Below are 15,248 nucleotides of genomic sequence, written 5' to 3'. Positions count from 1 at the left end.
GTCGATACCACTGCGCGCGAAGCTACCTTCGCCACCTTCGGACAAAAGGGGCGAAAGTGAAAAGTCATGACCTAGTGGACACGACCGAGATGTATTTGCGTACGATCCTCGAACTCGAGGAGGAGGGCGTGCCGCCGTTGCGCGCCCGGATCGCCGAACGGTTGCGCCAGAGTGGCCCCACCGTCAGCCAGACCGTCGCCCGGATGGAGCGCGACGGCCTGCTCACCGTCGAGGGTGACCGGCACCTGAGCCTCACCGAGCTGGGCCGCAGCACCGCCGTGTCGGTGATGCGCAAGCACCGGCTCGCCGAGCTGCTGCTGGTGAACGTGATCGGGATGCCCTACGAGGAGGCCCACGAGGAGGCCTGCCGCTGGGAGCACGTGATGAGCGACGCGGTCGAGAAGCGGGTCTACGACCTGCTCAATCGGCCGACCCGGTCGCCGTACGGCAACCCCATCCCCGGCCTGGAGGCGCTCGGCTCGCCGGGTGAGGCCGAGCCGGAGCCGACCGACGCGGAGCGCAACCTGGCCTTCCCCGGCCTGACCGGCAAGGTGATCGTCCGGCGGATCTGCGAGAGCGTGCAGACGGACGCGACGGTGCTCCGGCAGCTGCACGCCGCCGGGGTCGACCCGGGCGCCATGGTCACGGTCGCCCAGGAACGCGACGGGGTCTCCATCGACCGCTCCGGGGAGAGCGTCCGGCTGCCCCGCGAGGTCGCGTCCCGGGTCTTCGTCGCCGCCGCCTGATCACCACCCGGGAGCGGATCGTCGCAGGTACGGGCCGGATCATCGCAGGTACGGGCCGGATCATCGCAGGTACGGGCAGTGCCGGCAGCCCCGACCGCAGCAGGTCCCACGCTGGGCGAGAAAGCCTGCGGTGAGCACGAAGAGGCCGGTGGCCGGGTCGAGGTAGCCGGCCTCCCCGGCGGCCAGCGCGTCGGCGTGGGCCGCCAGGATCCGCTCCCGCTCCGGGTGCTCGGGTGACAGCCGAGACGGATGTGGCTCGGTCAGGGGCCGTGCCGCCAGGCGCCGTCGCTCACCGCTCATTCGCGGCAGTCTAGGCAGCCGACGACCCGTCGTCGGCGAGGCGGCGGTGTCCGGGCAGCCGGCGTCGGGGCTCGCGGCCTCGGTGCGGTCGGCGTCGCGCCTGGCGGCCTCCCGTGCGGCGGCCTCGCGGCGGCGATCTCGGTGCGGTCGGCGTCGCGCCTGGCGGCCTCCGTGCGGCGGCCTCGCGGCGGGCGGCCTCGGTGCGGTCGGCGTCGCGCCTGGCGGCCTCCCGTGCGGCGGCTTCGGGGCGGCGGCTTCAGGGCGATCGGAAATTTCTTCCGGTAGCGGTCGATTCGCGCTGGCCTCATGCGTCGGTTGAGCAGAGGATAAGCAGCGATTCGAGGAGGCACCATGGCCCAGTACGCAGTCCTGATCTACTCGCCGGCACCGGCCGACCCGATGGAACTCACCCCCGACTACGTGGCGCTGCTCGAACGTTACCCGGCTCAGGTGGCGGAGCTGGGTGGGCAGATCGTCGCCGGTTTCGCGTTGGCGCCGAGCACCACGGCCACGGCGGTACGCGGCGACATCGTCACCGACGGCCCGTTCATCGAGGCCAAGGAGGTCGTCGCCGGGTTCTTCGTCCTGGAGGCGCCCGACCTGGACGTCGCCCTGAAGATCGCCAAGCTCAACCCGGCCACCATTCACGGCGGGGTGGAGGTCCGGCCGCTGTTCGTGCCGCCCGCCGAGTGAGCGATCGGCCTCATTCCGACCCGGCCGAACAGGCCCTGGCCGACCCGGCGGAGCACGCCCTGACCAACACGGCCGAACAGGCCCTGGCCGAACAGGCGGAACACGCCGTGGCCGAGGCGCACCGGCGCGAGTGGGCCTTCGTACTCGCCGCCACGGCGCGCGTCGCCGGTGACCTCGACCTCGCCGAGGAGTGCGTCCAGGAGGCGTACGTCGCCGCGCTGGGGGCGTGGGCCCGGGACGGCGTACCGGACCGACCTGGGGCGTGGCTCACCGCGACCGCCCGACGCAAGGCCCTCGACGCGCTGCGCCGGCGGCAGGTGCTCCGCGCCAAGCTGCCGCTGCTGGTGGAGCCGGAGGCGGCCGAGCTGGACCTGCCCGACGAGGTCGCCGTACCCGACGACCGGCTGCGCCTGGTCTTCACCTGCTGCCATCCGGCACTCGCCCGCCAGGCCCAGGTGGCGCTCACCCTGCGCCTGGTCTGCGGGGTGGGCACCGGGGACATCGCCCGCGCCTTCCTGGTCACCGAGCCGACCATGGCGGCCCGGGTCACCCGGGCCAAGAAGAAGATTGCCGCAGCCCGGATCCCCTACCGGGTGCCGGAAGCCGCCGAGCTGCCCGAGCGGCTGGACGCGGTGCTCACCGTCGTACACCTGCTCTACACCACCGGGCACACCGCGCCCTCCGGGGCCGACCTGGTCCGCGCCGACCTGGTGGACCGGGCGCTGCACCTGGCCCGGATGCTGCTCACCCTGATGCCCGACGAGCCGGAGGTGCGCGGGCTGCTCGCCCTGCTGCTGCTCACCGACGCCCGCCGGGCCACCCGCACCGACGAGCGGGGCCGGCTGCTCCGGATCGAGGATCAGGACCGCTCCGCCTGGGACCGGACCGCCATCGACGAGGGCCGCCGTCTGGTGGTCGAGGCGTTCCGCACCGGGCGGGTCGGCCGGTACGCGCTCCAGGCCGCCATCGCCTCGCTGCACGCCCTGGCGCCCAGCTACCAGGCGACCGACTGGCCGCAGATCGTCGCGCTCTACGACGCGCTGGCCCGCGCCTGGCCGTCCCCGGTCGTGGCGTTGAACCGCGCGGTGGCGGTGTCGATGGTGCACGGGCCGGCCGGGGCGCTCGCCGAGGTCGACACGCTCGCCGAGGACGGGCAGCTGGCCGGTTACCACTACCTGTCGGCGATCCGCGCCGACCTGCTGCGCCGGCTGGACCGCCACGCGGAGGCCGCCGAGGCGTACCGCGCGGCCCTGGCCCTGGTCGACAACGATGCCGAGCGGGACTTCCTCACCGCCCGCCTCGCCACCCTGCCCACCCCGTGACCCCCTCCCCCACCCCTCGCCGATCTTGCACTTTCGGTCGCTGATATGCGGGGTTCGCGACTTTTGTCCGGACGGAAAGTGCAAGATCGGCGCGCGAGGGTGGGGGTGGGGGTGGTCTGCTCGCGGAAGTGCCGGCTCAACGACCTCGGGCTCATCATCGCGTACGCGGCGATCTCGGTAAGCGTGAGTGGCCGGTGCAGGTTGTCGGTCAGCCACGCCAGCAGCGGCTGGAGGCTGTGCCCGGCCGGTACCGGCGGCTCGTACGCGATGAACTGCGCCTGTCCCCCGGTCCGCTCCAGCGGCATCACGCAACTGCGGGCGGTGTCGGCGGCGACCGCCGCACCGTGGTCACGGCGTACCACGTGCAGGCAGAGGTCGAGACCGGCAGCGGCACCGGCCGAGGTCAGCACCGCACCGTCATCGATGAAGAGCACGTCCGGGTCGACGGTCACCGTCGGATGGCGGCGGGCCAGCTCGGCTGCGGCTGCTCATCGTCGTCTGCTACGTCTGCCTCAACTCGCTGATCCGGGAACCACACCGTCGCCGGTTCAACGCGATCATGATCGCCGGGGCGGGTGCGGCGTACCTCAGCGGCGGTGGGCTCGGCGGATGGGAGTTCCCGTTCGTGGCGGTGCTGGTCTGCGTGGCCTACCGAGGGCTGGAGTCGTGGCGGTGGATCGGCGTCGGCTGGTTGCTGCACACCGGCTGGGACGTGGTGCACCATCTCAAGGGCAGCCCGATCATCCCGTTCGTGCCCGACTCGTCGTTCGGCTGCGCGGTCTGCGACCCGGTCATCGCGCTCTGGTGCCTGACCGGCGGCTGGTCGATCCGAGACCTGCCTCGCCTGCTGTCCAGCTCGACCCGGAGTTCGGCCCGAAGCGCCGACCCGAACCAGGTGATCTCCGCCCCGGCCGGCCGCCGCTGATCGCAACAACAGAACCGGCGTCCGCCCGACCTCCTGGGAGCTCGGGCGGACGCCGGTTCGGGCGTACGTCAGCTGCAACCGCTTGTGGAGCCGCAGCCCTCGCAGACGTAGCAGCTACCGGCCGGGCGCATCTTCGTACCGCAGGTGAAGCAGAGCGGTGCGTCGGCGGCCTTGCCGATCACGGCCTCAAGCAGTTCGGTGCTGGAACCGACCGCCGGTGCCGGCTTGACGGCGGCGACCTCGGCGAGTTCCTGGGCCGGCTGGGCGACCGGACCGCTCTTGACCTCCTCCGGCTTGTTCTCCACCGGGGCGGAGGCGGCCATGGCGGTGAGGTCCGTGCCGTTCGCCTCGGCCTCGGCCTCGGCCGCCAACTGGGCGGCCCGCTCCTTGGCGGTGAAGATGCCCAGCTCGGCACGGCGCTCGTAGGGCAGGAAGTCCAGCGCCAGGCGACGGAAGATGTAGTCCATCACCGAGGCGGCCATCCGCACGTCCGGGTCGTCGGTCATGCCGGCCGGCTCGAAGCGCATGTTCGTGAACTTGCTGACGTACGTCTCCAGCGGCACGCCGTACTGGAGACCGATGGAGATGGCCACCGAGAAGGCGTCCATCACGCCGGCCAGGGTGGAGCCCTGCTTGGACATCTTGAGGAAGACCTCGCCGAGGCCGTCGTCCGGGTACGACGACGCGGTGAGGTAGCCCTCGGCGCCACCGACCGAGAAGGAGATGGTCTCCGACGGGCGCTTCTTCGGCAGCCGCTTGCGCACCGGGCGGTACTCGACGACCTTCTCCACGACCTTCTCGACCTCGGCCGAAGCCGTGGCCGCAGTCGGCTCGACGGCCTTGTTGGACTTCGCCGCCGACAGCGGCTGGCCGACCTTGCAGTTGTCCCGGTAGATCGCCAGCGCCTTCAGGCCGAGCTTCCAGCCCTCGAAGTAGATCTTCTCGACGTCCTCGACGGTGGCCTGCTCGGGCATGTTCACCGTCTTGGAGATGGCGCCGGAGATGAACGGCTGGACCGCCGCCATCATCCGCACGTGGCCCATCGGCGCGATGGAGCGCTCGCCCATCGCGCAGTCGAAGACCGGGTAGTGCTCCGGCTTGAGACCCGGGGCGTCCACCACGTGGCCGTGGTCGGCGATGTGCTCGACGATCGCCTCGACCTGCTCCTCGGGGTAGCCGAGGCTGCGCAGGGCGCGCGGCACGGTCTGGTTGACGATCTGCATCGAGCCGCCGCCGACCAGCTTCTTGAACTTGACAAGCGCCAGGTCCGGCTCGACACCGGTGGTGTCGCAATCCATCATCAGGCCGATGGTGTTGTGGCTGACGAAACCGCCCGCGACGTAGGTGACGTTCTCCGGCACCGACAGGTCGTAGGTCGGCTGGATGCCGCCGTCCTCGTTCGCGGCGACCGTCTCGAAGAGGTAGCCGAGCGCGTGCCCGAGCCGGTCGTCACCGGTCTCGGCGAAGATCCGCATCGCCACCGCCCGGGGCACTCCCCCGGTCCTGCGCAGCGACTGGGTCAGCGTGTCGCGCAGTTCGTGCCCGGCCGGCACGAGCAGGTCCCACAGCGCCTTGGGCAGGTGGATGCGGTCCCGGTTGCCGGTCTGGGTCGGCTCGACGACCAGCAGGTGGGCCTTGCGCTCACCGACGAAGCCGATCACCTCGTCGAACGCCAGGGCGTGCTCCATGTTGCGCAGCCGGACCTGCCACACGGTCGAGCCAATGCCGCTGGTCGTCTGCCGGGTGGTGGTGGCCATGCCGAGCGTGAGCAGCAGGGTACGAACCTCGGCGGCGAAGGATTCGGTCGCGGTCGAGACCGATGGCACACCTTCGATGACCGTGCCGTCGGCCTCGAAGAGACCGCGCAGGAACGCCGCGTAGACGGCGGGGTCGTTGGTCTCCAGGATCGCCGACGGCACCCGGGGCGACCAGCCCTTGCCGGTGTGCTCGACGTGCGGCAGGGTCTTGGCGAAGCCCGCCGCCTGCCACCACCGGGCCAGCCGCACCGACTGGAAGGTCACCTCCTGGTAGCCGGTCTGCGCCGTGACCACCGGCTCCAGACCGAAGAGGCCCTTGCCGAGCACCCGGAGCCGCTCGACGACATCCAGGTCGGCGTCGGCGACGCAGAACCGGACGCCCTTGGCATGCAGGCTGCCGTCGCCCATGAAGTAGCCGACCAGTTCGGCAAGCTCCGCATCGACGTGGTCGGGCACGTACAGCCGGCGGTCACCTGCGTGGTACGCCTGGTCGAGCACGGGCAGCGGCACTCGACGCGGCTCGCCGACCAGCGTGCCGAGCTGAATCGGCACCAGGTCGTTCGGGGCGACGTCGGCCATCCGCTTCCAGACCCACTCGCCGGACTGCGGGTCCACGACCTTGATCCGGTGGGCCAGGGTGCCCTGGATCGCGTAGCCGCCGTCGGTGACCACACGCCGGGTCGGCTCCTCACCGTTGACGAAGAACTTCGTCGCCCGGCGGGCACCCTCATCCGTGGAGACCTGCATGTCCAGGTCCTGCCAGCGGTCGCCGTACACGTCGCCGATCTCACCCAGACGAGTCAGACCCCGGTCGGTGGTGACAATCGTGTCCGCGGTCAGGCAGCCGGTGGGTGCGAGCACCGCGGCCTGCGAGTTGCGCCAGCCGTTCTTGTCGCCGATCTTGTTGCCCTGGGTCCACTGCTTGGTGGCCTCGCGGACCACTGCGGTGGCCACCGGGCCGGTCGGCTTGATCTGGTCGTTTGCGGCGGCGTGCTTGCGCATGACCCGCTTGTGCGGCTCGGCGTTGCGGGCGTAGCCGTCGTACGCGCCGACGATGCCGGCCAGCTCGGCCGAGCGGCGGTACGCGGTGCCGGTCATCAGCGAGGTGATCGCCGCCGCGAGGGAGCGCCCCTGCTCCGAGTCGTACGGCAGGCCGGAGGCCATCAGCAGGGCGCCGAGGTTGGCGTACCCGATGCCGAGCTGCCGGTAGGCCCGGGTGGTCTCGCCGATCTTCTCGGTCGGGAAGTCGGCGAAGCAGATCGAGATGTCCATCGCGGTGATCACGAACTCGACCGACCTGACGAACTTCTCCACCTCGAAGCCACCGTCGGCGCGGAGGAACTTCATCAGGTTCAGCGAGGCCAGGTTGCACGAGGAGTTGTCCAGGTGCAGGTACTCCGAGCACGGGTTCGACGCGGTGATCCGGCCGGTCTCCGGGCAGGTGTGCCAGTCGTTGATGGTGTCGTCGTACTGGAGACCCGGGTCGGCGCACTCCCAGGCGGCCTGGGCGATGGTGCGGAACAGCTTCTTCGCGTCGATCGTCTCGATGGTCTGCCCGTCGAGCCGACCGCGCAGGTCGAAGCCGCCGCCGTTCTCCACCGCGGTCATGAACTCGTCGGAGACCCGGACCGAGTTGTTGGCGTTCTGGTACTGCACGCTGACGATGTCGGCGCCGCCCAGGTCCATGTCGAACCCGGCGTCGCGCAGCGCGCGGATCTTGTCCTCCTCGCGCGCCTTGGTGACCACGAACTCCTCGATGTCGGGGTGGTCGACGTCGAGGATGACCATCTTGGCCGCGCGCCGGGTGGCCCCGCCGGATTTGATGGTGCCGGCGCTGGCGTCCGCGCCTCGCATGAAGCTGACCGGGCCGGAGGCGGTGCCGCCGGAGGAGAGCAGTTCCCGGGAGGAGCGGATCCGGGACAGGTTGACCCCGGAGCCGGAGCCGCCCTTGAAGATCAGCCCCTCCTCCTTGTACCAGTCGAGGATCGAGTCCATCGAGTCGTCGACCGAGAGGATGAAACACGCACTGACCTGCTGGGGTGAGGGCGTGCCGACGTTGAACCAGACCGGCGAGTTGAAGCTGAACACCTGGTGCAGCAGCATCCAGGTCAGCTCGTGGGCGAAGACCTCGGCGTCGGCCGGGGAGGCGAAGTAGCCGTACTCCTCACCGGCGGTGCGGTAGGTGTCGACCACCCGGTCGATCAGCTGCCGCAGCGACCACTCCCGCTCCGGGGTCCCCACCGCGCCCCGGAAGTACTTGGTGGTCACGATGTTGGCCGCGTTGACGCTCCAACTCTGCGGGAACTCCACCCCGCGCTGCTCGAAGTTGATCGAGCCATCCCGCCAGTTGGTCATCACGACGTCGCGTCGCTCCCAGGCGACCTCGTCGTACGGGTGCACGCCTTCGGTCGTCCAGACCCGCTCGACCTTGAGCCCGGCGCCCGCCTTGCTTCGTGACCTGCTTGTTGTCACACCATCCCCCGGCATCTCATCCGCCCCCTCGTCCGCGCGGGCCCCCGCGCGTTCCGACTGTCACTGCTGCTGAAAAAACTCACTGCGCGCCGGTCGTGGCAGCCCCGGTGCCTTCCCGGGCGTGCGCGGCGGCCCGTAGCGTCTCGATCTCCCGCTCGAAGTCGGCGAGCGAGTCGAACGACCGGTAGACGCTTGCGAACCGCAGGTAGGCGACCTCGTCCAGGTCGCGGAGCGGCCCCAGGATGGCCAGCCCCACCTCGTGGCTGGGGATCTCGGCGGCCCCCTTGGCCCGGATGGTCTCCTCGACCCGCTGCGCCAGGATCGCGATCGAGTCCTCGTCGACCGGCCGGCCCTGGCACGCCTTGCGTACCCCGCCGATGATCTTCGTACGGCTGAACGGCTCGGTCACCCCGCTGCGCTTGACCACCGCAAGCACCGCCTCCTCGACGGTGGTGAACCGTTTGCCACACTCCGGGCAGGAACGCCGCCGACGGATCAGCTGGCCGTCGTCGGCCTCCCGCGAGTCGACCACCCGGGAGTCGGCGTGCCGGCAGTACGGACACCGCATCGCCCGACCTCCTCGATCGACACGGGTACGCCCCGCCCGCCCCCGGGCACGCGTCAGCACGGCGAAGCCATCCCGCAGGATGGCCGCCGGATCGACGGTCCAGGAGTGCGGTCGGTAGTCGAACCCAACCTATAGGCGACTTACGCCCTTGTGACTACTACATCTAGGGGTCGACCGTATGTGGCCGGCGATCCGAGGTCAAGTTGACCGGCGTGTCCGGCGCGTCACCTGACAGCCCACCCGCTCCCCCCTTCCGGCGCAACCCGAGGGCCCAACGCACCGCGGTGACACCGGTTACCACCCGGCCGGGCAGGATCGCCCACCAATCCGGACGGGGTCGAACACCCGTTCGACCAGACGTACCATTTATCAGAACGGGCGTACGACTGTCGCGCTTTTCCGGCCCGACACGCGGAGCCACGTCGTACAGATGTTTGAAAATGACCGATCTCACCTATACGGTCATCAACAGCCGGAGGTGACCATGGTCGACTGCCACCGGCCGCAGCAACCACACGCACCACGAGCCGCCGAGGCACCCAGCGCCGACCAGGGAGGACGGACGTGACCGAGGACCGGGCCACCCGGCCACAGAGCCCGCAACAGAGCACCGAGGCGGGCCCGCCGGCCGGCCGCCGCCGCAGCGTCTCCCGCACCCGCAGCGGGCCGCCGGCCCTGCGTTCGGTCACGCCGGTGGCCAGTGCCTTTCCCGACCCGGCCACGGTCGACCTGACCGCCCGGCAGCGACGCATCCTCGACTTCATCCGCACCTGGGTGGAGCGGCACGGTTACCCGCCAAGCGTGCGTGAGATCGGTGAGGCGGTGGGGCTGGTCTCCCCGTCCAGCGTCGCCTACCAGCTCAAGGAGCTGGAGAAGAAGGGCTTCCTGCGCCGCGACCCGAACCGGCCCCGAGCGGTGGATGTCCGCTCGCCAAACGACGTGGACGACGAGCTGAGCCGCTCGCAGCGCCCGGCGCCCGCGTACGTGCCGATGCTCGGCCGAATCGCCGCCGGTGGGCCGATCCTCGCCGAACAGTCGATGGAGGATGTCTTCCCGCTGCCCCGGGAACTCGTCGGCGAGGGCGAGGTCTTCATGCTCCAGGTCAAGGGCGACTCGATGCTCGACGCGGCGATCTGCGACGGGGACTGGGTGGTGGTCCGGCAGCAGCCGACCGCGGACTCCGGCGAGATCGTCGCCGCCATGCTCGACGGCGAGGCGACGGTGAAGACCTACCGCCGCCGCGACGGCCACGTCTGGCTGATGCCGCAGAATCCGGCCTTCGACCCGATCCCGGGCGACGACGCCACGATCATGGGCCGGGTGGTCGCCGTGCTGCGCCGCATCTGACCCGTTCCGCGCGGCCGGTCGGCCGTCGAGCCCAGCACCGGGTCAGCCGGCCCGACCGGTGTTGGCCAGGATCACGACCGGTGCAGGCCGGAGACGGCGCAGGCCGGAGACGACGCAGGCCGGAGACGACGCAGGCCGGAGACGACGCAGGCCGGAGACGACGCAGGCCGGAGACGACGCAGGCCGGAGACTCAGTACCGGTCGCCTCGGTAGCCGTAGTTACCGTGCGGCTCCGAGCCGTCCTCGCGATAGCGCCCCGGACGTCGGCCGCGCTGGTCCGGCTCGGCCGGGCCACCGCGCCGGGGTGGCTCGGCCCGACCACCGCGAGGCGGCTCGACCCGCCCGCCCCGGGGCGGCTCGACCCGCCCACCGCGAGGCGACTCGACCCGCCCGCCGCCGCCAGCTCCGCCGCCGCCGTAGACACCGCCACCGCCACCGCCCCGCCCACCGCCGGCCGGCCGGCCACCGTTGGGTCGCCCACCGGCACCGGGAACGCCCTCCGCCGGCCGAGGGCCGCCGCCGTACACGCCGCCGCCCTGGGCCGGTCGGGCAGCGCCAGCGCCGCCTCGGCCGCCGTAGACCGGCCCCGGTCGGGCTCCGGACCGCTCGCCGTTCGGCGAGCCGCCGTAGACGTTGCCGCCCGGCGCCCCGCCGCCGTAGACCCCGCCTCGCGGTCGCTCCGGCGGTGGGCCGGACCCGTCGTCCTTGCCGGTCGGCCCCGGGCCGTCGCCGTCCCGGTCGCCACGGCCGCGGTCGTTGCCCGGCGGGGCCGGCCGCTTGCGGGCCCGGAAGATGCCGACGATGCCCGCGCCGACCAGGAGTGCGCCGAGCACACCCACGGCGGCGATCAGGTACATGATGTCGTCCAGGCTCAACCCGTCGACGAACGACTGGCCAGCGGACTTCTTCGCCGCGTCCGAATCCTCGGCCAGGTTCTTCGGCCCCTCCGTGGACGGGGTGTAGCTGAGGACGTCGACCGGTTCATCGTCCTCCAGGCTGCCCGCGTCGGAGACGGTAAGGAAGGTCTTGCCGTCGGTCGAGTAGGCGATCGCCTCGCCGAACGGATCGTCAAGCGCGGTGACCCGAGGCGTGCCGGTGGTCAGCGCCGCCACGATGTCGCCGTTTGCGATGTCGTACTCGAAAGCGTCGGCGTACGTGCGCAGCACCACCCGCGAACCGTCCGGCGAACGGGCCGCGCCGGTGATCGTGATGCGGCCGAAGGGACCGAACCGGTTTCGGTGTCCGTCTTCGGCAGCTCGATCTCGCCAACCCGCTTCATCGGCACCGGTTCGGTGTCGCCGCTCTTCAGCTGGCCGTCCGGGGTGAAGATCTCGGCCTTGCCGGCGGTGACCTTCGTGATGATCAGCGGCTGGTTGTCGTCGCCGACCAGCAGGGCCTCGGCGTCGCGCGGCTTGCCGTCGGCGTAGGCGAGCCGGTGCAGGGTCGGCTGCTTGTTGCCGTTGACCGGCATGGTCCAGACCGCCACCCGCTCGCGGCGCTCCCGGCTGAGCGGGTTGTCGCCGGTGTCGGCGATCCACAGCGTCTTGCGGTCGGGCGAGAGGGCGAGATCCTCGGTGTCGAACGGCCCCGCCCCGGAATAGGGGACCGCGCGGGTGACCTGGCAGTCCTTGTCGAGGTAGAAGACCCGCTTGCGGTCGTCCTGGTCGGTGCTGTCGTTGATGACGATGTAGCCGTTCTTGGTCACCACCAGGCCGGAGAGCTCACGCAGCCGGGAGTCGGTGACGGTGCACTGTTTCTTGGGGGCGGCCACCAGCGGCGCGCCGGCAGCGGCCAGCGGCGCTCGTGGACCCGCCAGCGACGCCTCGGCAACCGTCGGCAGCGCCGCTGCCGCACCGGCCACGGTCGACGCGGGCGGCGGCGCCGCGACAGCGGTGCCCGTCAGTGCCACGGTGCCCCCGAGCAGGCCGAAGGCGACCGTGACGAAGGAAACAGTGCGGTGCATGAAAGAAGTGTCGCATGCCGCCGGTTTCCGTTGCGTGACGCGGGATACGCGGTTACCGCACGGTATGGACCGCTTCCGCCGGGTCGCCGAACGGAACCAACTCGGCCGCCAGTGCCTCGTTGACCCGGACGTGCAGCATGGTGCCCTCCGGCAGGTGGGCCGTGCTGAGCACCTCGCCCTGCCGGTGCAGGCGGGCCACCAGGTCACCCCGGTCGTACGGCAGCACCACCCGCACCTCGACGGCCGGGCGGGGCAACCGCCGCTCGATCGCCTCGCGTAGCTCGTCGATGCCGCGCCCGCTGTGCGCGGAGACGAAGACCGCGTCCGGCCAGAGCCGCTTCAGCTGGAGCAGCGTCTCCTCGTCGGCCGCGTCAGTCTTGTTGACCACCAGCAGTTCTGGCAGCCGGTCCGCACCGACCTCGGAGAGCACCTCCCGTACGGCCCGGACCTGCTCCTGCGGATCCGGGTGGGCACCGTCGACCACGTGCACGACCAGATCCGCCTCGGCGACCTCCTCAAGCGTCGAGCGGAACGCCTCGACGATCTGGTGCGGCAGGTGCCGGACGAATCCGACGGTGTCGGAGAGCGTGTAGACCCGCCCGTCGGGGGTGCTGGCCCGGCGCGTGGTCGGGTCGAGCGTGGCGAAGAGCGCGTCCTCCACCAACACGCCCGCCCCGGTGAGCCGGTTCAGCAGGCTCGACTTGCCGGCGTTCGTGTAGCCGGCGATGGCCACCGCCGGGATGGCGTTGCGGGTGCGCCGGGCGCGCTTGGTCTCGCGTACCGTCCGCATGGCCTTGATCTCCCGGCGTAGCCGGGCGATCCGGTGGCGGATGCGCCGCCTGTCGGTTTCCAGCTTGGTCTCACCGGGACCACGCACGCCGACGCCGCCACCGGCGCCACCGCCACGGCCCGACCCACCGGTCTGCCGGGAGAGCGTCTCGCCCCAACCCCGCAGCCGGGGCAGGAGGTATTCGAGCTGGGCCAGCTCGACCTGGGCCCGCCCTTCCTTGCTCTTGGCGTGCTGGGCGAAGATGTCGAGGATCAGCGCGGTCCGGTCGACCACCTTGACCTTGGTGCGCTGCTCCAGGTTGCGCAGTTGGGACGGGGAGAGTTCCCCGTCGCAGATCACCGTGTCCGCGCCGGCGGAGACCACCACCGAACCGAGGTCGTCGACCTTGCCGCGACCGATGTAGGTGGCCGGGTCCGGCCGGTTGCGCCGCTGGATGAGCCCTTCGAGCACCTGCGAGCCGGCGGTCTCGGCCAGCGCGGCCAGCTCGGTGAGGGAGTTCTCCGCGTCGGCCTGGCTGCCCTCGGTCCAGACGCCGACCAGGACCACCCGCTCCAGCCGCAGCTGTCGGTATTCGACCTCGGTGACGTCGGTCAGCTCGGTGGAGAGGCCGGGGACCCGTCGCAGTGCCTGCCGCTCGGAGAGCTCGTACTCGCCGGTGGTGGTTTCGAGCTCGTCGTCGGGGAAAGAAACGTAGGTCTCCTGGTCTGGCAAGCGTCTCTCCTGTCCGTTCTGTGCATGTACCGAGCAATCCTGACATGTGTCAACGCCTGGTGCACCTGGTATATGCCCACTGCGCGAAGCGGCAAAAGCGGGGGCGGCTGTCGGGCCTGCCAGCAGGGCGAGTAGAAATGCGGGCGAGCCGTTCAGCGCCGACGGAGGGACCTGCGTGGCTACCACCCGACTACCCAGTGCCGGATTTTCGATCACGATCCGGATCGCCGTGCCCGCCGATGCCTCCTCGATCGGGCGGCTCACCACCTCGGTCGGCGATGCCGGAGCCATCGTCACCGCGCTGGACGTGGTCGACTCCGACCCGACCCACGTGATCGTCGACCTGACCTGCGACACCGCCGACGCCGGGCACGCCGACCAGGTCGTCGACGCGCTGCGGGAGCTGGACGGCGTGGACGTGCGCAAGGTGTCCGACCGCACCTTCCTGCTGCACCTGGGCGGCAAGATCGAGGTCAGCCCCAAGGTCGCGCTGCGCAACCGGGACGAGCTGTCCCGGGCGTACACCCCGGGGGTGGCCCGGGTGTGCCAGGCGATCGCGGACAACCCGGCCGACGCCCGCCGGTTGACCATAAAGCGCAACACCGTCGCGGTGGTCTCCGATGGCTCCGCGGTGCTGGGGCTGGGCAACCTGGGTCCTGCGGCGTCGCTGCCGGTGATGGAGGGCAAGGCGGCGCTCTTCAAGCGCTTCGGCGGGGTGGACGCCTGGCCGGTGGTGCTGGACACCCAGGACACCGACGAGATCGTGGCCATCGTGAAGGCGATCGCGCCGGCGTACGGCGGGATCAACCTGGAGGACATCGCCGCGCCGCGCTGCTTCGAGATCGAGGCACGGCTGCGCGAGGCGCTGGACATCCCCGTCTTCCACGACGACCAGCACGGCACCGCGATCTGCGTGCTGGCTGCGCTGACCAACGCGCTGCGGGTGGTGGGCAAGCAGCTCGCGGACGTCCGGGTGGTGGTCTCCGGTGCCGGCGCGGCGGGCACCGCGATCATGAAGCTGCTGCTGCGTCAGGGCGTGGGCGACATCATCGCGTACGACCGGCAGGGCGCCCTGCACCGCGGCCAGACCGACCTCAACCCGGCCTGGCGGTGGCTGGCCGAGAACACCAACCGCGACGACTACTCGGGTGATCTCGCCGGGGCGCTTAACGGCGCGGACGTCTTCATCGGAGTGAGCGCGCCGAACCTGCTGACCGGCGACGACATCGCGACGATGGCCAAGAATTCGATCGTCTTCGCGTTGGCCAACCCGGACCCGGAGGTCGACCCTCGGGAGGCGCGCAAGCATGCCGCCGTGGTCGCCACCGGCCGCTCCGACCAGCCGAACCAGATCAACAACGTGCTCGCCTTCCCGGGCGTCTTCCGCGGCATGCTCGACGCGCACGCCGAGGAGTTCACCGAGGAGATGGCGATCGCCGCCGCCCGGGCCATCGCCGACGTGGTGGGCGAGGAAAAGATCAACCCGACGGTCATCGTGCCCAGCGTCTTCGACGCCCGGGTGGCCCCGGCGGTCGCCGCCGCCGTCCGGGCCGCCGCGCAGAACCCCACCCTCACCCCGCCGCCCGCCGCCGACCCCGGCCCCGCCGACCTCCCCGAAATCGCCGCCAACGCCTCCGCCACCCCATAACCCCGC

9 protein-coding genes and 4 pseudogenes are annotated in these 15,248 nt (G+C 71.1%); 6 read left to right on the top strand and 7 right to left on the bottom strand.

Translation table 11 applies throughout. The features are described from left to right. Positions 1-56 precede the first annotated feature (56 nt). The gene (locus tag QQG74_RS08230; RefSeq protein WP_341719686.1) at positions 57-746 is read left to right on the top strand and encodes a metal-dependent transcriptional regulator; all 690 of its coding nucleotides are present in this window, start codon (positions 57-59) and stop codon (positions 744-746) included. Positions 747-806: 60 nt separating this feature from the next. On the opposite strand, the gene QQG74_RS08225 is transcribed toward QQG74_RS08230, so the two are convergent. Continuing rightward, the gene (locus tag QQG74_RS08225; RefSeq protein ID WP_341719685.1) at positions 807-1,046 is read right to left on the bottom strand and encodes a DUF5522 domain-containing protein; all 240 of its coding nucleotides are present in this window, start codon (positions 1,044-1,046) and stop codon (positions 807-809) included. A 351-nt stretch (positions 1,047-1,397) separates the two neighbouring features. Here QQG74_RS08225 and QQG74_RS08220 point away from each other — a divergent pair, with 351 nt between their 5' ends. The 3 genes from QQG74_RS08220 to QQG74_RS08210 all read left to right on the top strand — a co-directional run bounded on the left by QQG74_RS08220 (position 1,398) and on the right by QQG74_RS08210 (position 3,986). Beyond that, a complete protein-coding gene (locus tag QQG74_RS08220; protein ID WP_341719684.1) occupies positions 1,398-1,739 on the top strand; it encodes a YciI family protein in 342 nt (113 codons plus the stop codon). Between the two features lie 107 nt (positions 1,740-1,846). Further along, positions 1,847-3,061, top strand: coding sequence for a DUF6596 domain-containing protein (locus QQG74_RS08215; protein ID WP_341721173.1), 1,215 nt, complete (start codon positions 1,847-1,849; stop codon positions 3,059-3,061). A 478-nt stretch (positions 3,062-3,539) separates the two neighbouring features. Next, complete coding sequence (locus QQG74_RS08210; protein ID WP_341721172.1) at positions 3,540-3,986, top strand: DUF6010 family protein; 447 nt, start codon at positions 3,540-3,542, stop codon at positions 3,984-3,986. Positions 3,987-4,054: 68 nt separating this feature from the next. Here QQG74_RS08210 and QQG74_RS08205 read toward each other — a convergent pair. The 4 genes and pseudogenes from QQG74_RS08205 to nrdR all read right to left on the bottom strand — a co-directional run. Further along, a pseudogene (locus QQG74_RS08205) lies at positions 4,055-5,299 on the bottom strand (vitamin B12-dependent ribonucleotide reductase); the annotation flags it as partial. Positions 5,300-5,302: 3 nt separating this feature from the next. After that, positions 5,303-6,151: pseudogene (locus QQG74_RS08200) on the bottom strand (LAGLIDADG family homing endonuclease); the annotation flags it as partial. Between the two features lie 435 nt (positions 6,152-6,586). Next, a pseudogene (locus QQG74_RS08195) lies at positions 6,587-8,230 on the bottom strand (vitamin B12-dependent ribonucleotide reductase); the annotation flags it as partial. A 64-nt stretch (positions 8,231-8,294) separates the two neighbouring features. Continuing rightward, positions 8,295-8,783 carry a transcriptional regulator NrdR gene (gene nrdR / locus QQG74_RS08190; protein ID WP_341719683.1) on the bottom strand — a complete coding sequence of 163 codons (489 nt, stop codon included), beginning with the start codon at positions 8,781-8,783 and terminating at the stop codon, positions 8,295-8,297. Between the two features lie 564 nt (positions 8,784-9,347). On the opposite strand from nrdR, the gene lexA reads away from it, so the two are divergent. Then, entirely contained in the window at positions 9,348-10,130 is a 783-nt protein-coding gene (gene lexA, locus QQG74_RS08185) for a transcriptional repressor LexA (RefSeq protein ID WP_341719682.1), read from the top strand. A 191-nt stretch (positions 10,131-10,321) separates the two neighbouring features. Here lexA and QQG74_RS08180 read toward each other — a convergent pair. Continuing rightward, positions 10,322-12,093, bottom strand: a pseudogene (locus QQG74_RS08180) (hypothetical protein). A gap of 52 nt (positions 12,094-12,145) precedes the next feature. Next, complete coding sequence (gene hflX / locus QQG74_RS08175; protein WP_341719681.1) at positions 12,146-13,594, bottom strand: GTPase HflX; 1,449 nt, start codon at positions 13,592-13,594, stop codon at positions 12,146-12,148. A 175-nt stretch (positions 13,595-13,769) separates the two neighbouring features. On the opposite strand from hflX, the gene QQG74_RS08170 reads away from it, so the two are divergent. After that, positions 13,770-15,242, top strand: coding sequence for an NAD-dependent malic enzyme (locus tag QQG74_RS08170; protein ID WP_341719680.1), 1,473 nt, complete (start codon positions 13,770-13,772; stop codon positions 15,240-15,242). The last annotated feature ends 6 nt before the right edge of the window (positions 15,243-15,248 follow it).

The sequence above is a fragment of the Micromonospora sp. FIMYZ51 genome, from assembly GCF_038246755.1.
GTDB lineage: Bacteria > Actinomycetota > Actinomycetes > Mycobacteriales > Micromonosporaceae > Micromonospora.
This window is presented reverse-complemented; position numbering and strand designations above follow the sequence as displayed.